Source organism: Novosphingobium colocasiae, from assembly GCF_014652555.1.
Taxonomy (GTDB): Bacteria; Pseudomonadota; Alphaproteobacteria; order Sphingomonadales; family Sphingomonadaceae; genus Novosphingobium; species Novosphingobium colocasiae.
The window spans coordinates 233,729-258,300 of the sequence record NZ_BMZA01000003.1; the positions used below are offsets into that span (position 1 = coordinate 233,729).

At 67.3% G+C, this 24,572-nt stretch carries 19 protein-coding genes; 9 read left to right on the forward strand and 10 right to left on the reverse strand.

Annotated features, from left to right (window positions below):
- Window positions 1-174: 174 nt before the first annotated feature.
- On the reverse strand, window positions 175-2,436 hold the full coding sequence (locus IE122_RS07350) for an NADP-dependent malic enzyme (protein WP_189620469.1): 2,262 nt from the start codon (window positions 2,434-2,436) through the stop codon (window positions 175-177).
- A gap of 115 nt (window positions 2,437-2,551) precedes the next feature.
- Between IE122_RS07350 and mutS the strand changes: the two genes are divergently transcribed.
- Complete coding sequence (gene mutS / locus IE122_RS07355; RefSeq protein WP_505831516.1) at window positions 2,552-5,164, forward strand: DNA mismatch repair protein MutS; 2,613 nt, start codon at window positions 2,552-2,554, stop codon at window positions 5,162-5,164.
- A gap of 2 nt (window positions 5,165-5,166) precedes the next feature.
- Here mutS and IE122_RS07360 read toward each other — a convergent pair whose 3' ends face one another.
- Genes IE122_RS07360 through gluQRS form a run of 5 tightly spaced genes read right to left on the reverse strand, consistent with a single transcriptional unit; the run spans window position 5,167 to window position 8,145 of the window.
- The gene (locus IE122_RS07360) at window positions 5,167-5,496 is read right to left on the reverse strand and encodes a hypothetical protein (protein ID WP_189620470.1); all 330 of its coding nucleotides are present in this window, start codon (window positions 5,494-5,496) and stop codon (window positions 5,167-5,169) included.
- A gap of 53 nt (window positions 5,497-5,549) precedes the next feature.
- Window positions 5,550-6,419, reverse strand: coding sequence for a 3-hydroxyacyl-CoA dehydrogenase family protein (locus IE122_RS07365; RefSeq protein WP_189620472.1), 870 nt, complete (start codon window positions 6,417-6,419; stop codon window positions 5,550-5,552).
- A gap of 59 nt (window positions 6,420-6,478) precedes the next feature.
- A complete protein-coding gene (locus tag IE122_RS07370) occupies window positions 6,479-7,048 on the reverse strand; it encodes a cob(I)yrinic acid a,c-diamide adenosyltransferase (RefSeq protein WP_189620474.1) in 570 nt (189 codons plus the stop codon).
- A 24-nt stretch (window positions 7,049-7,072) separates the two neighbouring features.
- Window positions 7,073-7,303: an HIG1 domain-containing protein gene (locus tag IE122_RS07375; protein ID WP_189620475.1), complete on the reverse strand. Its 231-nt coding sequence runs from the start codon at window positions 7,301-7,303 to the stop codon at window positions 7,073-7,075.
- A complete protein-coding gene (gluQRS, locus tag IE122_RS07380) occupies window positions 7,300-8,145 on the reverse strand; it encodes a tRNA glutamyl-Q(34) synthetase GluQRS (protein ID WP_189620477.1) in 846 nt (281 codons plus the stop codon). The genes IE122_RS07375 and gluQRS overlap by 4 nt, the downstream gene beginning before the upstream one ends.
- A 159-nt stretch (window positions 8,146-8,304) precedes the next feature.
- On the opposite strand from gluQRS, the gene IE122_RS07385 reads away from it, so the two are divergent.
- Window positions 8,305-8,913, forward strand: a complete 609-nt coding sequence (locus IE122_RS07385) for an HNH endonuclease (protein ID WP_189620478.1) — start codon at window positions 8,305-8,307, stop codon at window positions 8,911-8,913.
- Here the strand turns inward: IE122_RS07385 and IE122_RS07390 are convergent.
- Together IE122_RS07390 and IE122_RS07395 are read right to left on the reverse strand one after the other, a co-directional pair.
- A complete protein-coding gene (locus tag IE122_RS07390) occupies window positions 8,886-9,491 on the reverse strand; it encodes a flavin reductase family protein (RefSeq protein ID WP_189620480.1) in 606 nt (201 codons plus the stop codon). The two genes, IE122_RS07385 and IE122_RS07390, sit on opposite strands and share 28 nt — an antisense overlap.
- A gap of 100 nt (window positions 9,492-9,591) precedes the next feature.
- Entirely contained in the window at window positions 9,592-10,845 is a 1,254-nt protein-coding gene (locus IE122_RS07395) for a dicarboxylate/amino acid:cation symporter (protein WP_189620482.1), read from the reverse strand.
- Window positions 10,846-10,951: 106 nt separating this feature from the next.
- On the opposite strand from IE122_RS07395, the gene glmM reads away from it, so the two are divergent.
- From glmM to thiD, 3 genes are all read left to right on the forward strand, one after another.
- Entirely contained in the window at window positions 10,952-12,292 is a 1,341-nt protein-coding gene (glmM, locus tag IE122_RS07400) for a phosphoglucosamine mutase (RefSeq protein WP_189620483.1), read from the forward strand.
- Window positions 12,292-12,519 carry a DUF1272 domain-containing protein gene (locus IE122_RS07405; protein WP_189620485.1) on the forward strand — a complete coding sequence of 76 codons (228 nt, stop codon included), beginning with the start codon at window positions 12,292-12,294 and terminating at the stop codon, window positions 12,517-12,519. The genes glmM and IE122_RS07405 overlap by 1 nt, the downstream gene beginning before the upstream one ends.
- Before the next feature lie 196 nt (window positions 12,520-12,715).
- Window positions 12,716-13,465, forward strand: a complete 750-nt coding sequence (gene thiD / locus IE122_RS07410; RefSeq protein WP_189620486.1) for a bifunctional hydroxymethylpyrimidine kinase/phosphomethylpyrimidine kinase — start codon at window positions 12,716-12,718, stop codon at window positions 13,463-13,465.
- Between the two features lie 399 nt (window positions 13,466-13,864).
- Here the strand turns inward: thiD and IE122_RS07415 are convergent, their stop codons facing one another.
- Window positions 13,865-14,743, reverse strand: a complete 879-nt coding sequence (locus IE122_RS07415) for an LOG family protein (protein ID WP_189620488.1) — start codon at window positions 14,741-14,743, stop codon at window positions 13,865-13,867.
- Between the two features lie 73 nt (window positions 14,744-14,816).
- The gene (locus IE122_RS07420; protein ID WP_189620490.1) at window positions 14,817-15,161 is read right to left on the reverse strand and encodes a hypothetical protein; all 345 of its coding nucleotides are present in this window, start codon (window positions 15,159-15,161) and stop codon (window positions 14,817-14,819) included.
- Between the two features lie 259 nt (window positions 15,162-15,420).
- Here IE122_RS07420 and IE122_RS07425 point away from each other — a divergent pair, with 259 nt between their 5' ends.
- Genes IE122_RS07425 through IE122_RS07440 form a run of 4 tightly spaced genes read left to right on the forward strand, consistent with a single transcriptional unit; the run spans window position 15,421 to window position 24,570 of the window.
- Window positions 15,421-15,813, forward strand: a complete 393-nt coding sequence (locus tag IE122_RS07425) for a hypothetical protein (protein WP_189620491.1) — start codon at window positions 15,421-15,423, stop codon at window positions 15,811-15,813.
- A complete protein-coding gene (locus IE122_RS07430; RefSeq protein ID WP_189620493.1) occupies window positions 15,813-16,547 on the forward strand; it encodes a cellulose synthase operon protein YhjQ/BcsQ in 735 nt (244 codons plus the stop codon). Before IE122_RS07425 ends, IE122_RS07430 begins: the two co-directional genes overlap by 1 nt.
- A gap of 32 nt (window positions 16,548-16,579) precedes the next feature.
- The gene (bcsA, locus tag IE122_RS07435) at window positions 16,580-21,022 is read left to right on the forward strand and encodes a UDP-forming cellulose synthase catalytic subunit (protein ID WP_268249011.1); all 4,443 of its coding nucleotides are present in this window, start codon (window positions 16,580-16,582) and stop codon (window positions 21,020-21,022) included.
- 2 nt (window positions 21,023-21,024) lie between these two features.
- On the forward strand, window positions 21,025-24,570 hold the full coding sequence (locus tag IE122_RS07440) for a cellulose biosynthesis protein BcsC (RefSeq protein WP_189620494.1): 3,546 nt from the start codon (window positions 21,025-21,027) through the stop codon (window positions 24,568-24,570).
- Window positions 24,571-24,572 lie beyond the last annotated feature (2 nt).

Below are 24,572 nucleotides of genomic sequence, written 5' to 3' on the forward strand. Positions count from 1 at the left end.
GATACGCTGGCGCTGTGCTTTCCGTGTCTCGACTTCGCTCGACACGAACGGAGAGCGATCCAGATTCCTGGCACTGGGCTATAAGTCCGAATAACAAAAGAGGCAGGGTGATCGCTCACCCTGCCTCTTTTGTATGGCCCGACCCGCAAGCGCAGCTTGCGGGCATGGTGCCGGTCAGCCGGTAATCCCGGCCGCCGCGAGCACCGCGCAGGTCAGCACGTCTGGTGCGATCGCGGTCATCGGGACGACTTGCGCCGGCTTTTCCAGGCCGAGCAGCATCGGCCCGATCGAGGTGGCCCCGCCGAGTTCACGCAGCAGCTTGGCCGAGATGTTGGCCGATTGCAGGCCCGGCATGATCAGCACGTTGGCGGGGGCCGACAGGCGGCAGAACGGATAGAGCGCCATGATCTTCGGATTGAGCGCGGCGTCAGGGGCCATGTCGCCATCGTATTCGAAGCCCGGGGCCTGCGCATCGAGGATCGCCACGGCATCGCGGATGGTGTCGAGCCAGCGGCCGCCGGGGTTGCCGAATGTCGAATAGGACAGGAACGCCACGCGCGGCTCGTGGCCCAGCCGCCGCGCCACGGCGGCGGTCTCGGTGGCGATCACCGCCAGTTCCTCGGCGCTCGGCCGTTCGTTAATGGTGGTATCGGCCATGAACACCGTCTGGTGCTTGCCGACCATCATGTGGATGCCGAACGGCAGCTTGCCCGGCGCGGGATCGAGCACCCGGCGGATATCCTTCATCGATTGCGCGAAGGGGCGGGTCATGCCGGTGATCATGGCATCGCCCACGCCCAGCTTGAGCAGGCCTGAGGCGAAGACGTTGCGATCGTTGTTGACCATGCGCTGGACGTCGCGCTGCAGAAAACCCCGGCGCTTGAGGCGTTCGTACAGCATCTCGACCATCGGCGAGACATAGTCCGACACCATCGAATTCTCGATCTGGTAGCTTTCCGGATCGGCAACGCCCAGTTCGGCCATGAGATCGGTGATCTTCTGGGTGCGGCCGACGAGGATCGGATCGCCATAGCCGAAATCGCGGTACTGGATGGCCGCGCGCAGCACCACTTCGTTGTCCGCCTCGGCAAAGATCACCCGCTTGGGATTGGCCTTGACCTGGGCATAGACCTGGCTGAGCACCGAGGTGGTCGGGTTGAGGCGGGCCTTCAGTTCGTGGCGATAGGCGTCGAAATCCTCGATCGGCTTGCCGGCCACGCCCGAATCCATCGCCGCCTTGGCCACGGCCGAGGGAACCACTTCCATCAGGCGCGGGTCGAACGGGGCGGGGATGATGTATTCGCGGCCGAACTGCTGGCTTTCGCCATAAGCGGCGGCCACTTCCTCGGGCACCTGCTGGCGGGCCAGTTCGGCGATCGCGTGGGCGGCGGCGATCTTCATCTCTTCGTTGATGGCGGTGGCATGGACGTCCAGCGCGCCGCGGAAGATGAAGGGGAAGCCCAGCACGTTGTTGACCTGGTTGGGATAGTCCGACCGGCCGGTGGCGACGATCGCGTCAGGGCGCACAGCCTTGACTTCGGGGGGGGTTATCTCGGGATCGGGGTTAGCCATCGCGAAGATGATCGGTTGGGGGGCCATGCCCATGACCATTTCCGGCGTCACCGCGCCCTTGGCGGACAGGCCCAGGAACACGTCCGCGCCGACCAGCGCTTCGGCCAGCGTGCGCCGGTCGGTCATCACCGCATGGGCGGACTTGAACTGGTCCACGTTCTCGCGGCCGGGATAGATCACGCCGCGCGTATCGCAGACCAGCACGTTTTCGTGCCGCACGCCGATCGCCTTGATGAGGCTGGTGCAGGCCAGTGCCGAAGCGCCCGCGCCGTTCACGACCAGCTTGATCTCCGACAGATCGCGCCCGGTCAGGTGGCAGGCGTTGATGAGGCCGGCGGCGGCGATGATCGCGGTGCCGTGCTGGTCATCGTGCATGACCGGGATCTTCATCCGTTCGCGCAGCGCCTGCTCGATGATGAAGCATTCCGGGGCCTTGATATCCTCCAGGTTGATGCCGCCGAAACTGGGCTCCATCATGGCGATGGCTTCGATCAGCGCGTCGGTGTCTTCCGAGGCGAGTTCGATGTCGATCGAATCGACGTCGGCAAAGCGCTTGAACAGCACCGCCTTGCCTTCCATCACCGGCTTCGATGCCAGCGCCCCGAGATTGCCCATGCCCAGGATCGCGGTGCCGTTGGAAATGACCGCGACGAGGTTGCCCTTGGCGGTATAATCGTATGCGGTGCGCGGATCGTCGGCGATCGCCTGGACCGGAACCGCCACGCCGGGAGAATAGGCGAGGCTGAGATCGCGCTGGGTCGCCATCGGCTTGCTGGCGATGATCTCGATCTTACCGGGACGGATCGTCTGGTGATAGAAAAGCGCCTCGCGCTCGGTGAACTGGACCCTGCTCTTGTCGGACAAAACGATTTCTCCCGTTTCCGCGTCGCCCCTAACGAAAATGCGCGCCACGCGATAGGGGAAAGCGGACAAGCGCACGCTTCCCATTTGGTCCTATGTCCCGCTAACGGATAAGGCCATGGCCGGCACCCCCGATCTCTCCGGCGCCACCCCGATGATGGCGCAATACCTTGCCTTGCGGGCGCAGGCGGACGGGTGCCTGCTGTTCTACCGGATGGGCGATTTCTTCGAGCTGTTTTTCGACGATGCAAAAACCGCATCGGCCATTCTCGACATTGCACTTACCACGCGCGGCGAACACCGGGGCGAGCCGATCCCGATGTGCGGCGTCCCGGTCCACGCGGCTGAAGGATATCTGGCACGGCTGATCAAGGCGGGTTGCCGCGTCGCCATCGCCGAACAGGTGGAGACCCCGGCCGAGGCGAAGAAGCGCGGCGGGTCCAAGACGCTGGTGGCGCGCGATATCGTCCGCTTCGTCACTGCGGGGACGCTGACCGAGGAAGCGCTGCTCGAACCGCGCCGGGCCAATGTCCTGGCGGCGGCCTGTGTGGTGCGGGGCAGCCTGGGCATCGCCGCCTGCGATATCTCCACCGGCCGCATGGTGCTGGAGGAATGCGCGCCCGAGCGACTGGATGCGGCGCTGGCGCGGCTGGGCGCGCGCGAACTGGTGGCACCCGATGGCTGGGACGGCGCGCCGGCGGAGAGCATCGCCCGGGCCCCGCACGAGTTTTCGGCGGACGGCGGTGCGGCGCGGCTGAAAGGGCTGCACGGCGTGGCCACGCTGGACGGGTTCGGCGCTTTCACCGCGCCGATGCTGGCCGCCGCCTGCGGGCTGATCGCGTACCTCGATCATGTCGGCCGGGGCCGCCTGCCGCTGTTGTTGCCGCCGGAACTGCTGAGCGGCGACGGCACGCTGGCGATGGATGCGGCGACGCGGGCCAGTCTGGAAATTCTCGAAGCGAGTGGGGGTGGCCGGCGCGGCAGCCTGATCGAAGCGGTGGACCGCTGTGTCACCGGTGCCGGCGCGCGGCAGTTGGCCGATGATCTCTCCGCCCCGCTGACCGATCGCGTCGCTATTGCCGCGCGGCTCGAAACGGTCGGCTGGTTGCACGATGATGCCCTGCTGCGCGAGGATTTGCGACGGGCGCTGCGGGCGATGCCGGATATCGGCCGCGCCTTGGGGCGAGTGGTCGCCGGGCGCGGATCGCCGCGCGATCTGGGCCAGTTGCGCGATGGCCTGTCCGGCGCGCGCACGGTGGCGGAAAGGCTGGCCCTGCTGGCCGACCTGCCCGGGCTGGTCCGCGAGCTGCTGCCGGACTTGCGCGGTCATGCCGAACTGGTGGACGAATTTGCCCGTGCGCTGGTCCCCGCTCCGCCGACCGAACGCGGGCAGGGGGGCTATATCGCCGCCGGCTATGACGCCGCGCTGGACGAACTGCGCCGGATGTCGGGCGATGCCCGCCGTGCCATCGCCGCGCTGGAGGCGAAATATCGCGACGAGACCGGCACGCCCTCGCTGAAGATCAAGCACAACAACGTGCTGGGCTACTTCATCGAAGTGCCCCAGCGCCATGCCGACCGGCTGCTGGAGGCTGACAGCGGTTTTACCCACCGCCAGACCATGGCCGGGGCGATGCGTTTCAACGCGCTGGCGCTGCACGAAGAGGCGAGCCGCATCGCCGAGGCCGGGGCCCATGCGCTGGCGGCCGAGGAAGGCCACTTCGCCCGGCTGGTCGAGATGGCGGTTGCGCGGCGCAACCCGATCGCCCGCGCCGCCGCCGCCGTTGCCCGGCTCGATGTCAGTGCGGGTCAGGCCGAACGCGCCGCCGAAGGGCTATGGACGCGCCCGCAAGTCGTCGAAGGGCTGGCGCTGGAGATCGAGGGTGGGCGTCATCCGGTGGTGGAGGCGGCGCTGGTGCGTGAGGGCCAGCGGTTCGTCGCCAATGATTGCCGGCTCGCCAGCCATGATCGGCTTTGGCTGATCGGCGGGCCGAACATGGGCGGCAAGTCCACCTTTTTGCGCCAGAACGCGCTGATCGTGCTGCTGGCGCAGGCTGGCGGCTTCGTGCCCGCGCAAAGTGCGCGGATCGGCATGGTCGATCGCCTGTTCAGCCGCGTCGGCGCGGCGGACAATCTGGCGCGCGGCCGGTCGACGTTCATGGTGGAGATGGTGGAAACCGCCGCGATCCTCTCGCAAGCGACCGATCGCAGCTTCGTGATCCTCGATGAAGTCGGGCGCGGGACGTCTACCTACGACGGGCTGGCGCTGGCCTGGGCGGTGGCCGAGGCTGTGCACGAAACCAATCGCTGCCGCTGCCTGTTCGCGACACATTATCACGAGCTGGCCCGGCTGGCCGAGACGTGCGAGGCGCTGTCGCTGCACCATGTCCGGGCGCGCGAGTGGAAAGGCGATCTGGTGCTGTTGCACGAACTTTCGGAAGGACCGGCGGACCGAAGTTACGGGCTGGCGGTGGCGCGGCTGGCGGGGGTGCCGCCCAAGGTGATCAGCCGGGCCAAGTCGGTGCTCGACAAGCTGGAAAAGGGCCGCGCCGAAACCGGCGGGTTGGCCACCGGGCTGGGCGACCTGCCGCTGTTCGCCGCCGCGCAGGATGCGCGCGAAACGCAGTGCGACAGCTTGCGGGAGGTGCTGCGGGCGATGGATGTCGATGCCCTGTCCCCGCGCGACGCGCTTGAGGTGCTCTATGACCTCAAGCGCGAGGCGGGCGAGTAGCTTCAGCTATCGTCGTTGGCGAAATCCTCATCAACCACGCCGGCGCGGCCATAGCGGTTTTCGAGATCGTCCATCGTTTCTTCACCGCGATAGGCGAACATGTCGATCACGCCGCTGCTGTCCATGTGCTTCATGTGATCGACCAGATCGGGCGTGTCGCCTTCATCGGTGATGCCGCCGCCGGGCTTTTCGCTGTCTTCGAGGCGCGTCCGGGCGCGGCGGCCCATGCCTTCCTCGGCCACCGTCTGCGCCTGAGCTTCGGCGTCTTCCTGTTCGGCGTTGACGGTTTCGGGGGCGATCGGGTCCTGCGGCGTTTCGGGGCGTTCGGCCATGGGTGTTCTCCTTTGCAGGAGTAACCCCGGTCGACCCGCCCGCGTTCCCCAGCTTAGCGCGTCGGGACCGGGACCTCGCCCGAATAATCGTAGAAGCCCTTGCCGGTCTTGCGGCCGTACCATCCCGCCTCGACGTACTTCTGCAGCAGCGGCGCGGGGCGGTACTTGGGATCGCCGGTGGTGGCGAGGAACACCTTGGATATTTCGTAGAGTGTGTCGAGACCGACGAAATCGGCCAGCGTTAGTGGGCCCATCGGGTGATTGGCACCCAGCCTCATGCCCGCATCGATGTCTTCCACCGATGCCAGCCCTTCGCCCAGCACGAAGATCGCCTCGTTCAGCATCGGGCACAGGATGCGGTTGACGACGAAACCGGGCGCATCGCCGGCGAGAACCACGGTCTTGCCCAGCTTTTCGCCGAACGCCTTCATCGCATCGGTGGTGGCCTGCGAGGTGGCGAGACCGGGGATCACTTCGACCAGCCCCATCAGCGGCACCGGGTTGAAGAAGTGCAGGCCGCAGAAGCGGGTGGGATCGGGAGACTGCGCGGCCATGCGGGTGATCGGAATGGAACTGGTGTTGGAGGCGAGGATCGCGCCGTCCTTGAGCACGGGCGCCAGCGCCTGGAATATCTTGGCCTTGATGTCTTCCCGCTCGGTTGCCGCTTCGATGACGATGTCGCAGGTCGAAAGCGCGGCATAGTCGCCCGCCGGGGTGATGCGCGCCAGCAGAGCGTCGGCATCGCTCTGGGTGATCTTGTCCTTCGCGACCAGCCGGGTCAGGCCTTTGGCGATGCCGGCCTTGCCCTTTTCGGCGTTTTCGATGCTGATGTCGGTCAGCACCACGGCCATGCCCTTGCTGGCGACCGTCTGGGAAATGCCCGACCCCATGATACCCGCGCCGATGATGCCGATTGTCTGCATGTCTTGTTCCCCCTGATGATGGCCTGAGGTGGCCGGCTGGCCGCCCGGGCGAAACGGCTTTAGCGGTTCTGTCCCGGCACCCACAGAATGTCGTCAGCACCGTTGGCGTTGACCGCACGGGCCAGCACGAAAAGGTAATCGCTCAGCCGGTTGATATAGCGCAGCGCCGCCGGGTTGACCGCCGCTTCGGCGGCCAGCGCCACCATCCGCCGTTCGGCGCTGCGGGCCGAGGCGCGGGCGACATGGACGCGCGCCGCCGCCTCGCTGCCGCCGGGCAGGATGAAGCTGCGCAGCGGCGCGAGGCTTTCGTTGATCGCGTCGATCCGGGTTTCGAGCCAGTCCACCTGGCCGGGGACCATGCGCAGCGTCATTTCGCCGGGCGTGAAATCCTCGCCCGGCGTCGCCAGGTCGGCACCGAGATCGAACAGATCGTTCTGGATGCGGGTGAGCACGGCGGCATGCTCGTCGCCATCGAGCGCGCGCACCGCCATGCCGATCGCGCAGTTCGCTTCATCGACTGCGCCGACCGCTTCCATCCGCGCCGCATACTTGGGAAGACGCGAGCCGTCGACAAGGCCGGTCGTGCCGTCATCGCCGGTGCGGGTATAAATCTTGTTCAGGCGTACCAAGTTTTTGGAACTTTCGCTTGGGGTTCAGCGCGCCATCGCCAGCAGCACGGCGCAGACCAGAATTGCAGCGGCCTGATACTGGATGCGCTTGAACATCAGCTTGTTCTGCAACAACTGGTTCGGCGTCGGCCCGTCGCCGGGCGCGCGGTTGAGATCTTCCTTCGTCGAGTTGAGGAAGGCGATGATGCCGCGAACCAGAGTGATGACCACCATGATCATCAGGCCGACAATGACGATGCCGAAAAATACGTTCATGGCGCGCAATCTAGGCGCTGTGACAGGGAAATGCCAGCGGGGAAGCAGTGATCGCGCAGCGCCTGTGCCAGCGTCCGGCCGTCCTCCCCGGCCAGTCGCCGCTCCGCCAGCGACGGCGAGCCGCGCCGCTTGGCCAGCTTGCGCCCCTCCGGATCGACGAGCAGCGGGTGATGGTGCCAGACCGGTACCGGTAACCCCAGCAGCGCCTGCAACAGCCGGTGAACATGGGTGGACGCGAACAGGTCTGCCCCGCGCGTGACCAGGGTGACGGCATCGGCGGCATCGTCCAGCGTTACCGCCAGATGATAGCTGCCGGGCAGGTCCTTGCGCAGCAGCACGACGTCGCCGAACAGATCGGCGCGCGCAATCTGAGGACCCGCCGTCTCGTCGCTCCATTCGAGAGGGCCGGTCATGGCCATCGCCGCAGCCACGTCGAGCCGCCATGCCGCGCCTTCGGGATCGACGGCGCGGCCCCGGCAGGTTCCCGGATAGACAGGCCCGTCAGGCCCGGTCGCGCGGGCGGTGGCGGCGATTTCGGCGCGGGTGCAGCAGCAGGGATAAAGCAGCCCCATCGCCTTCAGCCGATCGCCCGCCGCCGCATGGGCGACGATGCGATCGGATTGGGCAATCGGCGCGCCGTCCCATGCCAGGCCCAGCCATGTCAGGTCTTCCAGGAACTGCGCGGTGAATTCCGGCCGGCTGCGTTCACCGTCGATGTCCTCGATTCGCAGCAGGAAGCGCCCGTCGCGCGCCCGCGCCAGATCGTGCGCCACGATCGCCGCATAGGCATGGCCCAGATGGAGCGGCCCGTTAGGGCTGGGGGCGAACCGGGTGACGATCATCGTCCCGCTCTATCGCGCCGCCCTGCCATCGCAAGCTGTGGATTTCGGAACGCGCGTATTTGGCCAAGGGTTGACCTTCCCGGGCGCAGATGCTGCAAAGGCTAACATGTCGAAATCGACCTGCCATCAAACGGTAATCCGGTCCTGCGACAGGGGGCCATGCTCAGATCGGAGCTGATCGAGCGCGCGGCCAGGTTCCGTGGCGCGGAGGGGGACCCCTCGCGAAGTCTTTCCGACTGTCCTGCCCTTGTTCTCAACGCGGATTACACCCCGCTTTCCTATTACCCGCTCAGCCTGTGGCCTTGGCAGACCGCGATCAAGGCGGTGTTCCTCGAACGGGTGGACGTCATTTCCAGCTATGACCGGGCGGTCCATTCGCCCAACTGGGAAATGCCGATCCCCTCGGTCATCGCCCTGCGCCAGTATGTGAAGCCGAGCGAATTTCCCGCCTTCACCCGCTTCAACCTGTTCCTGCGCGACAGGTTCAGTTGCCAGTACTGCGGCAGCCCGCACAATCTGACGTTCGACCATGTCATCCCCCGCCGGCTGGGTGGCCGCACGAGTTGGGAGAACATCCTTACCGCCTGTTCGCCCTGCAACCTCAAGAAGGGCGGTCGCACACCGCAGCAGGCGAAGATGCCGCCACTGGTCCAGCCGATCCGGCCGACAAGCTGGCACCTGCAGGAACGCGGGCGCGGGTTTCCGCCCAATTACCTCCACGAAACTTGGCGCGACTGGCTCTACTGGGACATCGAGCTGGAGGAATAGGGCGGCACCGGGGCGATACAGTCCGGCGCGGTCCGCACCGGCAGCGCGCGTGCGGGCCGGGTCGGCCCAGGGCGGTTCGTCACCGAGGCCAGTTGCACCCTCAGGCGCAACACTTCCAGCATGAACAGGCCATAGCGCCGCGCCGCGCGATCATCGCTCACCCGGCATTCCAGTTGTGCGATGCACTGCGGCAGCACCGGCACGTTGACCAGTCCTGCCTCAGCCCGTGCCAGCCCGAACAGCGCGAACTTGTCATAGAGCGCGCCCGAACAGGCACCGATGCCCGAGACCACTTCGGCCATCGAGCGCGGCGGCACGTTGATCGCGCATTGCCCGGTCGCCAGCAGCATCGCGAAGGTCTGGGTCGTGGCGGCGACGACGCAGGATATCCGCGCGCTCGATCCCTCGGGCACGTGCAGGCAGCCGATCGGCATGACGTTGTCGCTCGCCCCGTGGCGCGTCGTCATCAGGACGACAGGGCGGTTGGCGAGGATGGATCGGGTGCGGTGGATGGGAAGATCGGAGAAGCCGGAAGGGCCTGGATTGCGCGAAGTGTGGTCGTGGATCTGGGCAGCCAAGAGGGGCTCCTGATGGTCTGGAAGTGCGCTCCCGAAATGGCGAAACGGCGCGCCCGGTTCCGGTTAACCACGAATGTTTTTGCGCCGCAGCAAGCCGTCGTCAGCCGGCCTCTTCCTGCCGCAGATCGACCGCTGCGGTGACCGCCACGTCCATCGTCACGTTCGCCAATGTGCGCATGATGTCCGGCAGCATTTCCACTGCGACGAGAATGCCGAGCGGCCATAGCGGCACACCCATCGCCGCCGCGATCGGCCCGGTGGACGCGATGAAGCTGATGGTGCCGGGAAGCGAGACCGTGCCGAAAGTGGTGACGAAGGCTACCAGCGCCCCGGCGGCGATGGCCGTGGCGCTCAGCGGGTGGCCGGCCATGTGCGCGGCATAGATGCACACGCCCATGTTCATCGCCGGGCTGGTGGCGCGAAAGAGGGTGACCGCCAGCGGCAGCACGAATTCGGCGGTGCTGGTCCGCAGCCGCAGTGCGCGGCAGGAACCGAGCATCGCCGGCAGGCTGGCGAGCGAGGACTGGGTGGATACCGCCACCACTTGCCCCGGCAGCACCGCGCGGGCGAACCGGACCAGCGGCTGGCGACCGGCCAGCGCCGCCAGCGGATAGGCCCCGATCAGGAACACCGCGCCGCACAGGCTGACGAGCACCAGATAATGCGCCAGTGTCCCCAGCGCCGCCGCCCCGCTCGACACGGCGAGCGACAGGCCGAGCGCGAAGACCCCCAGCGGCCCGACCCGCAGGACCCAGCCGACCACCACGATCATCGCGGCGGCAAGCCCTTCGAACAGCAGGCCAAGCTGGCGGCGCGGCGCTTCGGCCAGCCGCGTCGTCGCCAGCGCGAACAGGGCGGTGAACAGGATGACCGGCAGCATCGCCCCTTCGCCCGCCGCCGCCACGACGTTGGTCGGCAGCAGTGAAGCGATGAAATCCGCGAGGTGCGGCACCGCCGGCTCGGCCGTTGCCGCTCCGGCCGGGGGCGCGATGGCGTGGCCGGGGAACAGCCGCAGCAGCAGCGGCATCAGCAGGCTGGAAGACACCGCGCTCAGCGCCAGGATGCCGACGATGAAGCCCAGCGTGCGCCGGGCCATCGCGCCGGCCCCGGCGGCAGCGGCGGTATCGAGGATGCCGGTGAACATCAGCCCCATCACCAGCGGCAGGATCGTCATCTGCAGGGCCTTGAGCCACAGCGCGCCGATCGGTTCCGCCACCGCCAGCATCGGCGGCAGCGCGGCGGTTCCGGCCAACGCCATCCCGGTCACCAGGCCCAGCACCAGTCCGGCCAGTGTGGCCAGCCCCGGCACCCGGATTTCCGGCAACCCGGATCGGCCCGCGTCAGCGTCGGTCATCCGGTTTTTACCAATCCTGTTGCGCTCGCGGTCATCCGGGGATGACATTAGCGGCGGCGCAGGACATAGCAATTCGATACCGGCGCAGCGCTATCAGGGCGGAATCATGAGCAGGCAGTTCTTCGGCACGGACGGAATACGCGGGCGCACCAACAAGGGCGCGATGACGGCGGCGATGGCGATGAAGGTCGGCCAGGCGGCCGGCACCCGCTTCCTGCGCGGCGCGCACCGCCACCGTGTGGTGATCGGCAAGGACACCCGCCTGTCCGGCTATATGATCGAAAACGCCATGGTCGCCGGGTTCACCAGCGTCGGCATGGACGTGGTGCTGACCGGACCGCTGCCGACCCCGGCGATCGCGCTGCTGACGCGCGAACTGCGGGCCGATGTCGGGGTGATGATCTCGGCCAGCCACAATCCTTACGAGGATAACGGCATCAAGCTGTTCGGCCCCGACGGCTTCAAGCTGTCGGACGAGGATGAACTGGCGATCGAAGCCATGCTGGCCGACGAGATCGCCTTGGCCGATGCGCCCGAGATCGGTCGCGCCCGCCGGATCGAGGATGCGCGCGGCCGCTATATCCATGCGGTCAAGGCATCGCTGCCCAATTCGGTGCGGCTGGACGGGCTCAAGATCGCGGTCGATTGCGCCAACGGGGCCGCCTATCAGGTCGCGCCGTCGGCGTTCTGGGAGCTGGGGGCGGAAATCGTCGCGGTCGGGGTCAATCCCAACGGCAAGAACATCAACGACCGCTGCGGCTCCACCCATGTCGGCCTGCTGCAGGAAACCGTGGTCACTGCGGGTGCCGATATCGGCATCGCGCTCGATGGCGATGCCGACCGGCTGATCGTCGTCGATGAAAAGGGGCAGACCATCGACGGCGACCAGATCATGGCGCTGATCGGCAGCCAGCTTGCCGCGCGCGGCCAGTTGCGCGGCGGCGGCGTGGTCGCCACGGTCATGTCGAACCTTGGCCTGGAACGCTTCCTCTGCGGGCAGGGCCTGACGCTCGAACGCACCAAGGTGGGCGATCGTCACGTGCTCGAACGCATGCGCGAAGGCGGCTTCAATGTCGGCGGCGAACAGTCCGGGCACATGATCCTGCTCGATCACGGCACCACCGGCGATGGCACCGTGGCGGCGCTTCAGGTGCTGGCGGCGCTGGTCCAGTCGGGCAAGCGGGCGAGCGAACTGCTGCACCTGTTCGATCCGGTGCCGCAACTCCTGCGCAACGTGCGCTTCGCCGGCGGCAAACCGCTGGAGGCGGCGCAGGTCAAGACCGCCATCGCCGATGCCGAGGCCGCGCTGGCGGGCAGGGGGCGGCTGGTCATCCGCCCGTCCGGCACCGAACCGGTGATCCGCGTCATGGCCGAAGGCGACGATGCCGGCGAGGTCGAGGCGGCGGTGGCATCGATCTGCCACGCGGTCGAGAAGGCGGCCGCCTGATGGCGCTCGAAATGCGCCCCGATTGCGAACGCTGCGGCACCGACCTCCCGGCAGAGGCCCCCGGCGCGTTCATCTGCAGCTTCGAATGCACCTTCTGCGCCGAATGCGCCGACGATCTGGACGAAACCTGCCCCAACTGCGGCGGCGAATTGATGGACCGCCCGAGCCGGGCGAAAAAGCTGCAGGATGCGCATCCGCCTTCGAAGGTGCGGCACTTCAAGGGGTAGGGGGCTGCTGCGCCCACCCCGTTCGGCTAGGCGGTAAACCGCCAAGCCTTCCGCCCCTCCCGTGAACGGGAGGGCCAACTCGAGTATCCCCGCCCGCTCGCGGGAGGGGCAACGAGACTTAGGCCGCAGGCCTTAGTCGCAGTGGGGTGGGGGTCTGCCGCTTGCCCGTTCACACGCCTGCTGCCATCAGGCGCAAATGACCACGCCTCCGCGCATCCTTTCCATCGCCGGGTCCGACAGTTCGGGCGGTGCCGGCATCCAGGCCGATATCAAGACGATCACGATGCTGGGCGGCTTCGCGATGACGGCGATCACCGCCATCACCGCGCAGAACTCGCTGGGGGTGACGGCGGTCGAGGCGCTGTCGGCGGAGATGGTGGCGGCGCAGATCGATGCCTGCGTTTCGGACATCGGCGTCGATGCGGTGAAGATCGGCATGCTCGGCTCGCCCGCCATCGCGCATGTCGTGGCGGACCGGCTGGAAGGACTGGGGGTGCCGGTGGTGTTCGATCCGGTGATGGTCGCCACCAGCGGCGCGGTGCTGGCCGATGCGCCGACCGTAGTGGCGTTCGAACGGCTGATGGCGCTCGCCACGCTGACCACGCCCAATGTCGCGGAACTGGCGGCGCTGGGCGGCGAGGCGGCGGTGGCGGCGCGCGGCGTCGCTTATCTTGCCAAGGGTGGCGACGGGGAGGGTGATACGGTGGCGGACGTGCTCCATGTGCCGGGGCATGAGCCCGTCACCTGGTCCGCCTCGCGCATCGTCACGCGGCACACCCACGGCACCGGCTGCACCCTGTCGAGCGCGATCGCGACGTTTCTCGGCGCGGGGATCGCCCTTCCTGACGCGGTGGACCGGGCGCGGCAGGCGGTGCGGGTGGCCTTGCTCAACGCCCCCGGCTTCGGTGCCGGGCACGGACCGATGGGGCATCACGCGATCTGCTGAGGACGGACCGGCTTTCACAGCCGTGAGCCTGGTGTTCCGAGAAGAAGAAAATGGGTTCACGCGGAGGCGCGAAGGCGCAGAGGTGTTGTGCAGCGTCGCAGGCTCTCTTTCTCTTTCGACGGAGAGACAAACGCACCGTAGGAAAGGAATGCGGCGCTGCCGCAGGCACAACACCTCTGCGCCTCCGCGCCTCCGCGCCTCCGCGTGAACCATCCTTCCTTCTTTCGGCAATCCGGTGCGAATGTTTCGCGCGCGACGCTCGCCCCCGACCTCTTCGTCATTCCCGCGAACGCGGGAACCTATCTTCTGACCGTGCCTGTTGCGAGGGCATCAGCCGGGTCCCGCCTTCGCGGGGATGACGAGAATGAGTGGAAGCAGGAGCAGAGGGCTGGCGCGCATTCACCCGCAGTCGAGGTCGTAGAATTCCACGATCTTGTGCCAGCCGTCTTCTGCCGTCTCGCACCAGTGGAACAGGTTCAAGTCCTCGCGGTTGATCACTCCTTCATCGGCCAGCGCTTCGAAGTTGATGATCTTTTCCCAAAATTCGCGCCCATAGAGCAGGATCGGGATCGGCTTCATCTTGCCGGTTTGCACCAGCGTCAGCAGTTCGAGAAATTCGTCGAGTGTGCCGTAGCCGCCGGGGAACACCGCTACCGCGCGGGCGCGCAGCAGGAAGTGCAGCTTGCGCAGCGCGAAATAGTGGAACTGGAACGAGAGGCGCGGCGTCACATACGGGTTAGGGGCCTGTTCGTGCGGCAGCACGATGTTGAGGCCCAGCGATTCCGCTCCGGCTTCGGCCGCGCCGCGATTGGCCGCCTCCATGATCGCCGGCCCGCCGCCCGAACAGACGACGAACTGGCGCATGCCCCTTTCCACTACCGCGCAGGTGCTGGCGCGGTGAGCGAGGGAGCGGGCGGCTTCGTAATATTTGGTCTTGGCGACCAGCCGCTCCGCCACGGCGCGCTGTTCGTTGGTGGTGGCTTGCGCCAGCAGCGCCTCGCAATCTTCGGGCGCGGGGATGCGGGCCGATCCGTACATGACGAGGGTCGAGCCGATGTTGGCTTCTTCCAGCAGCATCTCGGGCTTGAGCAGCTCAAGCTGGAAACGCACCGGGCGCAGCTCGTCGCGCAGCAGGAAATCGGTATCGAGGAAGGCGAGGCGGTAGGCCGGGTTGCGGGTCTGCAGGGTGCCGGATTGCGAATCGGCGAAGCCGGCTTCCTGTTCGGCGCGGTAGAATCGGCGGGAACTGACGGTTCTGGTATCTTTTGGTTCTGTCATTCCCGTTATCTGGTGGCTGCCGCGCGATTTGGGAATGCGCCAGCGCGATTTTTTCCGTGCGGTTTTCTACAGTTCAGGCCCGGCCCAGGCCGTACTTGGCGACCAGCTCGGCAAACAGTGACGATGTCAGCGGCTCGGCGAATTCCAGCCCGGCGCAATGATCGTTGGCCCAGGCCACGAAAGCCATCGAGGGCCGGCAGCCGGGCAGGTAGAGGCTCACCGCTTCGTCGGTTTCAAGCTGGCCGATCCCTTCGATCCGCGCGCCGAACCGGGTCAGGTCCTTCAGCATGACCGTGGACGTCGCCAGATCGCGCCGAAATTTGGCAAGCATCTCAACGTGCTCGCGCTGTTCGCGGCGCTCGAACGGGGAAGCGGGGATGCCGGTTGCCGGATCGGTGGCTCGGTCCTGTGCAGTCATTGCCCGTCAGCCTCAACATTTTAACTAAGCTTGTTCGCCAATAGCGGACACAGGTTTCCGGTTCCGGACGCGCGGTATACGGGAGAATGCGGGACCTGCGGCATGGTGGGCGAAAGGTTAGCGGTATTGCCCCGGAGACGGCGGGTCCGGGACGGCGGATACCGGCCGCTGTCGGATCGCTTCACCGCAGCCTGCAAGCGTTTTCAACTCCGCGTTAACCATTTCCTGCAATTCCTACGGGGAATTACGGAGGTGATTTATGCGCGTTGACGCCAAGGCCCTGCTCGACCGGCTGGGCAAAAGCGATTTCACGTACCGCGAATTTGCAGATCGGTTCAGCGAACTGGAGCTTTGGCCCCTGTTCGAAGCCCTGCTGCGCGATACGCGCCTGGCGCAACTGGAGGAGGGCGCAGAGCCCGGCCACGGCATCGTTGCGGGTGCCGTTGCCGCCAGCGCCGGGGCACCGGGGCGCGAGCCCGCGCACCAGCCGTTTGCCGCGCTGTTCAGCCGCTATGAAGGCGACGGCGGAGCCGGCAGCGGCTCTGCCGCCCGCGCTGCCGAGCCGGAGCCGACGCCGCACGAATTGCCGCCACAGGACGTCCGTATGCTGTTGCGCCAGTTGTCCGAACTGCAGCGCAAGGGAGAACTCTGATGGCTCTGCTGTTGTGCCACAGCTCCAAGGGCGGGACCGGCAACACTTTCGTTGCCGCGCACCTCGCGCTGGCGCTGGTCGAACATGGGGCGGACGTCACGCTGCTGAGCACGGCGGCGATGGACAGCCTGCCGCTGCATTTCGGCCTGCCGCCCTCGACCCGGCTGCCGGGCTTCAACGCCGGTGCCGATCGCGCGGTGGTGGCTTCGGGCATCAGCCTGCGCAACGATCCGCGCGCGCCCGCCGATCCCGATTTTGCCGCGACCCTGCGTGATCTCGGCTTCCTCGACAACGGCGACCGGGTGCTGGTGCTCGATGTCGCGGCCGGCGATCTCGGCCTCGCCCGCGCGCTTCTGCCGCTGGCGCGTGCCCATGTCTGCACGTTGCCTGCCGCGCCCGAAAGCCTCTCGTTGCTGCCCGATTATCTCGATATCGAACGCGGCTGCTGGTCCGACCACTCGGTCGTTGCCATCAACATGCTGGACGAAACCCGCAAGCTCACCCGCCACACCGCCGCGTTCCTGCGCGAACTGCTGGGCGCGCGGCTGGTCGGCCGGGTCCGTCGCGACGAAGCCGTGCCCGAGGCGCTGGCATCGCTGCAGTACCTTTCGCGCTATGCCCCGGCGAGTGCGGCACTGGCCGATGTGGCGGCGCTGGCGCGGGCGGTGGCCCCGATGCTGGAGCGGCCGACGCTGGCCGAGCAGATCGTCCCCGGCCGGAGCTGGATTGCGTGAGCGGCAACGCGATCCGCGCCCGTCTTCAGGGCCTGACCCCGGCGCGGGCGCTGCGCTATCTGGCGGTGCTGCCCATCGCGCTGATTGCGGCGATGGTCATCGGCGTGCCGCTGGACGCGAGCGAACAATGGTTCTTCGCCGGCGTGGTGATCGCCGGGACGCTGGTGCTCAAGCGCTGGAAAGGCCGCAAGGGCGCGCTTGCGCTCGGCCTGCTGTCGGTCATCGTATCGACCCGCTATATCGTCTGGCGCACCACCCAGACGCTGGCGTTCGGCAGCCTGCCCGAATTCCTGTTCGGCACCGGCCTCTATCTGGCCGAGCTTTATGCCTGGGTGATCCTGCTGCTGGGCTTCCTGCAGACCTCTTGGCCGCTCAACCGCCCGGTGATCGAACCGGAAGGCGATCCGGAAACCTGGCCCACGGTCGATATCTATATCCCGACGTACAACGAAAGCCTCGAAATCGTGCGCAACACGGTGTTCGCGGCGATGGACGTCGATTATCCGGTCGATCGCTTCAAGATATTCATCCTCGACGATGGCCGCCGCCCCGAATTCCGCGCTTTCGCCAAGGAAGCCGGCTGCGGCTACATCACCCGCGATAACAACCTGCACGCCAAGGCGGGCAATCTCAACGCGGCGATGACCAAGACCGACGGCGATCTGATCGCCATCTTCGACTGCGACCACGTGCCGACCCGCGCCTTTCTCCAGCTCACTGTCGGCTGGTTCCAGAAGGACCCGCGCCTCGCGCTGCTGCAGACGCCGCACCACATGTATTCGCCCGATCCGGTCCAGCGCAACCTGGGCGAGGCGCTGGGCGAGATGCCGGGCGAGGGCGATCTGTTCTATGGTGCGGTGCAGGGCGGCAACGACCTGTGGAACGCCACCTTCTTCTGCGGTTCGTGCGCTATCATCCGCCGCGAAGCGCTGATGGAAACCAACGGCTTCGCGGGTGAAACCGTGACCGAGGACGCGCATACCGCATTGAAGCTGCAGCGCACCGGCTGGAACACCGCCTATATCTCGGCCCGCCTGTCCGCAGGCCTGGCGACCGAGCGACTGGTGCTCCACGTCGGCCAGCGCATCCGCTGGGCGCGCGGGATGACGCAGATCCTGCGGATCGATTGCCCGCTGTTCGGCCCCGGCCTGACCTGGCAGCAGCGGCTCTGTTACCTGAACGCGATGCTGCACTTCCAGTATCCGCTGCCGCGCATCGTGTTCCTGACCAGCCCGCTCGCTTACCTGATCTTCGGCCAGAACATCATCCAGGCCTCGGCTTCGCTGATCTTCGCCTATGCCGCGCCGCACCTGTTCTGCTCTTCGGCGGCGAACGAGCGCACCCAGGGGGCCGACCGCCGGCCGTTCTGGGGCGAGGTCTACGAGACGATCCTGGCCTTCCACCTCGTCAAGCCGACGGTGATGACCTGGTTCCAGCCGCGCAAGGGCAAGTTCAACGTGACCGACAAGGGCGAACTGCTGGACCGCACGTTCTTCGACTGGGGCATCGTCAAGCCGCACATCGTGTGCATCGGCGTGCTGTTTTCCGCGATCGTGCTCGGCTTCGTCAAGCTGCTGGCATTCCCTTACATGTTCAATATCCAGCTCGATACGCTGGCGCTGAACACCGCCTGGGCCACGTTCAGCCTGTTCATCCTGATCGCCGCCGTTTCCGTTGCGCGCGAAACCAAGCAGGAGCGGCAGGACATCCGGGTGGAGGCAAAGCTGCCGGTCACCGCCTATCTCGCCTCGGGCCACGTGGTGCCGGCGCGGACCATCGATATCTCGATGGGTGGTGCCGCCATTTCTCTGCCCGAAAAGCTGCCGGTCAAGGATCGCGTGCTGACGCACCTGACGATGGCGATGGGCGACGAGACGCTGTCCATCCCCGTCGAGACCGTGCGTGTCGCCGGAACCAACGCCTATGTTCGCTTCGAGGAACTGGACATGCTGGCCGCGCGCCATCTGGTGCGCGCGGTGATGGGCCGTGCCGATGCCTGGCAGCCCGAGGACAAAACCGATGACGTGAGCGGCCTGCGCTCGCTGTCCGAGATCATCTTCGTCGATATGCTGACCTTGCGTCGCATGCTCGGCCTCAATTTCAGGGAACGTCGCCAGATGCGGGCAGCACAGGCGCAAGTCGCCGCCAAGCGCGCCAGGCAGGCCGCAGCCGAAGGCCACCCGCTGGCCAAAGCCGCCGGCATCGCCGCCGCACTGGGGCTGGGTGCCAGCACTTTCGCGCTGGCCCCGCAGCCGGCCCGCGCCGCCCCGGCCTTGCCGTCAGCGCCCGCCACCCCGGCCGCGCCTGCGCCGGCCGCCGGCATGACGCAGCGGCTCTCGCTCAAGGACCTGCGTGTCACCCGGCCGATCCGGCTGGAAGGGACGCGCGGTGAAATCGGCATCCCGTTCGGCATGCGGCAGGACGAAGTCGTCGGCTCGGCGATGCTGACGCTGAAGGCGGCATGGTCACCGGCGATGCTCGATGATCTCAGCCAGCTCGTCGTCATCCTCAACGGCGAAGTGGTGAAGACGCTGCCGCTGACCCGCTTCAATGCCGATGGCCAGACCTTCACGCTGCCGGTCAACCCGGCGCTGTTCCTGCCCGGCGACAACCAGATCAACCTGCGCCTGATCGGCCACTATGCCCGCGATTGCGAGGACCCGTTCCATTCCTCGCTGTGGGCCACCGTCAGCAACGTCGGCTCCTGGCTTGACCTCAGCTATACTTCGGCCTCGCTCGCCCCCGATCTGGCGCGCCTGCCGATGCCGTTCTTCGACAAGGGCGAGAACCTGCCGCTGAAGATGCCTTTCATCTTTGCCGGCCAGCCCCATGCCGGCGAACTGGAGGCGGCGGCCAGCACCGCCTCGTGGCTCGGCTCGCTCGCCAGCTATCGCGGCTATGCGTTCAAGGCCATGTACGGCTCGCTTCCGGCCAAGGGCAACGGCATCGTCTTCCTCAAGGCGGGCCAGTCGATCGCCGGGCTGTCGGTGGTGCCGGCACGCGGCGCGGAAGCGGCCGTGGTGCGCAACCCCAACGATCCCGACGGCACCCTGCTGGTGCTGATGGGCAGCAACGACGAGGACCTGCGCCTCGCCGCCGCCTCGGTCGCGCTCGGTCGCGGTGTGTTCGGCGGCCAGCGGATGAGCTTCGATGGCGTGCGCATCCCCGCCTGGGGGCGCTATTCGGCCCCGCGCTGGATTTCCACCGACCGCCCGGTCAAGCTGGGCGAGATCATGCAGGCCTACGAACTGCAGGGCATGGGCATCCCTCCGGGCCCGCTGACCGCCCGCTTCCGCGCCGCGCCCGACCTGTTCTTCTGGCCGCGCCAGGGCGGTAAGCTCAACGTCGATTATCGCTATCCGGTCGCCCAGTGGCTCGACAAGCGCGCCAGCCGCCTCGATGTCTCGATCAACGGCCAATACCTCAAGACCCTGCCGCTCGGCTCGGACTGGTGGAGCGGGCTGTTCGGTGGTCTGTTCGGTGGCGATAACGCCCGCAGCCACGATTCCAGCGCCAGCGTGGTTCTGCCGCGCTATGCGCTGTTCGGTCAGAACCAGTTGGCGATGGATTACAACCTGGTCCTGGCCGACAAGAAGAAGTGCACCGGCACCCTGCCGGACAACGTGCGCGTCTCGATCCTGCCGGACAGCACAATCGATCTGACCAGCGCCTATCACGGCATCCTGATGCCCGATCTGGCGACTTTCGCCGGTGCCGGCTTTCCGTTCACGGCGCAGCCCGATCTGGCCGACACCACCGTGGTCATGGCGCGTTCGCCGGTGGCCTCTTCGGTAGAGGCGTTCCTGGCGGTGATGGGGCGGTTCGGCGATTCCACAGGCGTTCCCGCCACCGGGGTCACCGTCACCTCGGATATCGTGCCTGAACAACTGGCGTCGCAGGACGTGCTGGTGATCGGCAAGACCGACCTGGCCGGGCTGGGCGCGCTGTTCGATGATGCGCCCGTCCATTACGAAAACGGCCGGCTGCGGGTGAACGAAACCTCGCCGATCCAGAACCTGTGGGCGCTGTTCGATACCCGGCCGGCGCAGAAGGGCAGCGAAGCCGCCGAACCGCTGGTCTATGCCGCGCGCGGCTTTTCCGGGATCGTCAGCTTCAAGTCGCCGTTCGCCTCTGATCGCACCGTGGTGGCGCTGCTGGCGGACAACCGCGACGACCTTCCGGCGATGATCGACGGGCTCAACGATCCCAAGATCAACGCCGCCGTGCAGGGCGACCTGTCGGTCGTCTCGGGCGACGGGATGGCAAGCTTTGCGCTGGGCAAGACCTACTGGACCGGCTCGCTGCCGATCTGGATGAAGATGGCCTACTGGTTCAGCGGCCGTCCGCTGATGATGGGGCTGTTCACGCTGGCGCTCGCCGCGATCCTCGCCGGGCCCGCCTACCTCTACTTCCGTGGGCAGGCCGCGCGCCGCCTCGCCAATGCCGGCCGTCGCGCCGGTGACAAGGACAAGTGATCATGCGCTGCCTCCAGACGCCTGTATCCCGCCGTGTGCGCGCTGTGGCGCGGTGTCGGCCGCTCTTGTGGTCGGCCGCGCTCGCGGCGGTGCTGACCGGGACCTTTGCCGCTCCGGCCCCGAGCCACGCGGAATCGCCCGCCGTCGCCGCGCTCATCAAGCAGGCGCAGTACTGGCGCGCCAAGGGGCGTGAGGATCTGGCCCAGCAGGCGCTGCGCCGGGCCCGTGCGCTCGATCCGTCCGTCGCGCTGGCCGCGCCCGCCAAGCCTGCCGCCCCTGCGCCCAAGCCTGCCGCGCCGGTTGCCGCCCGGCCCGCTGCGGCACCGCCCGCCAAGGCCGCTGCTCCTGCGTCGCGGCCCGCCGCCGCGTATGCGCCAACCGCTGCCGTCCGCGCCGGGCAGGCGCGCGTTGCCGGCTATGACGCCCTGCAGACCGATAATCTCGCCGCCGCCTCGACCCAGTTCGAACGCGCGCTGGCCGCCAATCGCTCCGACCCCGAAGCGCTCGGCGGGCTTGGGCTGGTGCGCCTGCGGCAAACCCGCTTTGCCGAAGCGGCGAACCTGCTGGAACAGGCATCGCGACTGGGCAAGGCCCAGCAGTGGGCATCGGCGCTCGCTTCGGCGCGGTTCTACGCGGGGGTGGAAGACGCTCGCCGCCTGTTGCAGCAGGGCCGGATCGGCGATGCCCAGGTCGAGGCCGAGGCACTGGTCCGCTCGGGCTTCGATCAGCCCGCCCCGGCGCTGGAACTGCTGGCACAAGTCTATGAAAAGCAGAACCGCTTTGCCGATGCCGCCGAGCTGTACCGGCAGGCCAGCCAGGGCGGCAAGCAGGATGAAAAGCGCCTGCAACTGCGCGCCGTGCGCAGCCGGGCGCTGGCCGCCGCCGCTGCCGGCGACGATATGGGGGCGACGCGCGAATTCCAGAACGGCCTGGTGATCGATCAGACCGATCCGTGGATCCGCTATGAATTTGCCCGCTTCATGATCAAGCGCGGGCGGATGCCCGAAGCCGAATCGCTGCTGCGCTCGCTTGAACAACTGGGCGATGCCGATGGCCTATACGCGGCGGCGCTGATCGCCAACGATCTGGGCCGCAGCACCGAAGCCGACCGGCTGCTGGCGATGATCCCCGAAGCCCAGCGGACCCAGCCGATGCGCACGCTGGCGCTTGGGGTGAAGGTGGATGGTGCCATCGCCCGCGCCAAGGCCAGCGGGCAGGGCGGCGGCCAGTTGCAGGCGCTGGCGACCTTGCGCCAGATCGGTGCGATGCCGAGCATGCCTGCTGCCAAGAAGGTGGCGGTGGCCGATGCGATGCTGTCGCTGGGCGATGCCATGGGTGCCGCCTCGCTGGCGCAATCGGCGATGGATCAGGGGCTGACGACGGTGGACGATTACGCCGGGCTGGTCGATGTGCTGGCCCGCGCCGGCAGGGACGACATGGCCCGCGCCGCGCTGGCGCAGGCCGGGCAACTGGCGGGCAATACGCCCGACGGCCAGCGCATCTATGCCGGAATGGCCGCAAAGCTGACCGTTGGCCAGGCTGAACGCGCCCGTTCTGCCGGGCGCTTCGCCGATGCTTTCGACATGCTGCAAGGGGCCTGGACCTCCGCGCCGGACAATACCGAAGTGCTGGCGGCGCTGGCCCGGCTCTATCAGGCGGGGCGCATGCCCGGCCGCGCGGCGCAGACCTGGCAACTGTTCCTGGCGCGCGAACCCGGCAACCGCGATGCACTGCTCGGCCTTGCCGAAGCGGCGCAGTCGGCCGGGGACAAGGGCCTGTCGCAACAGGCCCAGCAGCAGGCCCTGCGCGCCTTCCCGACCGATTACGATGCCTTCATGCGCATGGCCCGGCTGGAGCAGGCGCGCGGCGATGAAGGCGCGGCGCTGCGCCTGTTCAAGCAGGCGCGCGCGCTGTATGCGGGCGGTGCCGGCAGCGGCGCGCTGACTGGCGGCAACCCGTTCGCGGCGATGGACCCGGCCGGTTCGGGCAATCCCTTCCGCAACATGGCCGCACCTGCGCAGCCGGCGGCGGTGAACCCGTTCCAGCTTGGCGGCGGCACCCGCATCCAGTACGTCCCGGCGGCGGGCGGCTATGCCCCTACCGGCTATGCACCTGCCCCCTACGCACCCAACGGCTACACTGCGCCCGCCGATGGCGGCTATGCGGCGGCACCGGGCTATCAGCCGGCAGCTTATCCGGCACAGGGCTATTCGGCGCAGGCCTATCCGGCTCCGGCGGCATCGCCTTTCGGTCAGCCGGGCTATCCCGCCGCCCCCGGCGGCTATCCCGCTCCGGCGGCCGCTTATCCCGGCCAGGACGTACCGGCCGGTGCCGGCGCTTATCCCGCCGATCCGGTGCTGGCGGAACTGCAGGGCGAGATCACCCAGCTTTCGCGCGACAGTGCCCCGCGCGTCGATGTCGATACCTCGTACCGCCAGCGCTCCGGCGAAACCGGCCTCAGCCAGCTTGACGAGATCAAAGGCTCGGCCAAGTTCTCCACCGGCTTCCTGGGCGGGCGCATCTATGTCGGCGGCGAGGCCGTCATGATCGATGCCGGCACCCCTTCAGATTCCGCCCGCGCCCGTTTCGGCACCAACGCCTCGCCCGAAGCGCGCGCGATCGTTGCCAAGACCGATGCCCGCAAGTGCGATGCAGAAAGCGATCCTGCCGCATGCCTGGCTCAAGTGGACAGCCAGAACGCTTCGGGCGTGGCGCTTTCGGCCGGCTATGCCGGCGATCTGGTCCAGGCCGAAGCCGGCACGACCCCGATCGGCATGGGCAAGACCAAGCTCACCTTCCGCGCTGCGGTCACCCCCAAGTTCGGCGGCGGCGTAGAGGGCAAGGCGTTCGTCGAGAGGAAGCCGGTGACCGACAGCGTACTGTCCTACGCCGGCACGCTCGATCCCGTCACCGGCGAGCGCTGGGGCCAGGTCATGCGCACCGGCGGCGGCGTCGGGCTGTCCTACGATCGCGACGGCAACGGCGTTTACGGTGAAGGCCGCTATTATCGCTATCGCGGCACCAACGTGGCGAACAACGATGGTTTCGAGATCAACGTCGGCGGCTACATGCGCGCGCACCGCACGGCGCATTCGTCGCTCAGCGTCGGGCTCAACGTCAATTACCAGAAGTACGATAACAGCCAGAACACCTTCACCTGGGGCAACGGCGGCTATTTCAGCCCGCAGTCGTTCCTCAGCGTCGGCTTCCCGATCAACTATGCGCTCGACACCGACAAGCTGACCGTGCGCGCCTCGCTGACGCCGGGCTTCCAGAGCTACAGCGAGGATTCCTCGCCGCTCTATCCCACCGATCCGGCGCTGCAGGGCGAGCTTGACGCGCTCAAGGCCGAGAACGAGGATGTCCGCTCGCGCTACGATAGTCTGAGCAAGACCGGCTTCGCGCTCAACGCTCAGGCGTCGGCCTACTACCGCATCGCCCCGAACACGCAGGTCGGCGGCGATATCAGCTACAACACCTTCGGGTCCTATGACGAGTTGCGCAGCATGATCGGCGTCCGCCAGAGCTTCGGGAGTACCGGCCAGTGAAA

Bases quoted from the DNA above. Each gene is read 5' to 3' on its own strand.
- mutS (WP_505831516.1), top strand. From the start codon at position 2,552: ATGGCCGGCACCCCCGATCTCTCCGGCGCCACCCCGATGATGGCGCAA.
- IE122_RS07360 (WP_189620470.1), bottom strand. From the start codon at position 5,496: ATGGCCGAACGCCCCGAAACGCCGCAGGACCCGATCGCCCCCGAAACC.
- IE122_RS07365 (WP_189620472.1), bottom strand. From the start codon at position 6,419: ATGCAGACAATCGGCATCATCGGCGCGGGTATCATGGGGTCGGGCATT.
- IE122_RS07375 (WP_189620475.1), bottom strand. From the start codon at position 7,303: ATGAACGTATTTTTCGGCATCGTCATTGTCGGCCTGATGATCATGGTG.
- gluQRS (WP_189620477.1), bottom strand. From the start codon at position 8,145: ATGATCGTCACCCGGTTCGCCCCCAGCCCTAACGGGCCGCTCCATCTG.
- IE122_RS07385 (WP_189620478.1), top strand. From the start codon at position 8,305: ATGCTCAGATCGGAGCTGATCGAGCGCGCGGCCAGGTTCCGTGGCGCG.
- IE122_RS07395 (WP_189620482.1), bottom strand. From the start codon at position 10,845: ATGACCGACGCTGACGCGGGCCGATCCGGGTTGCCGGAAATCCGGGTG.
- glmM (WP_189620483.1), top strand. From the start codon at position 10,952: ATGAGCAGGCAGTTCTTCGGCACGGACGGAATACGCGGGCGCACCAAC.
- IE122_RS07405 (WP_189620485.1), top strand. From the start codon at position 12,292: ATGGCGCTCGAAATGCGCCCCGATTGCGAACGCTGCGGCACCGACCTC.
- thiD (WP_189620486.1), top strand. From the start codon at position 12,716: ATGACCACGCCTCCGCGCATCCTTTCCATCGCCGGGTCCGACAGTTCG.
- IE122_RS07415 (WP_189620488.1), bottom strand. From the start codon at position 14,743: ATGACAGAACCAAAAGATACCAGAACCGTCAGTTCCCGCCGATTCTAC.
- IE122_RS07420 (WP_189620490.1), bottom strand. From the start codon at position 15,161: ATGACTGCACAGGACCGAGCCACCGATCCGGCAACCGGCATCCCCGCT.
- IE122_RS07425 (WP_189620491.1), top strand. From the start codon at position 15,421: ATGCGCGTTGACGCCAAGGCCCTGCTCGACCGGCTGGGCAAAAGCGAT.
- IE122_RS07430 (WP_189620493.1), top strand. From the start codon at position 15,813: ATGGCTCTGCTGTTGTGCCACAGCTCCAAGGGCGGGACCGGCAACACT.
- IE122_RS07440 (WP_189620494.1), top strand. From the start codon at position 21,025: ATGCGCTGCCTCCAGACGCCTGTATCCCGCCGTGTGCGCGCTGTGGCG.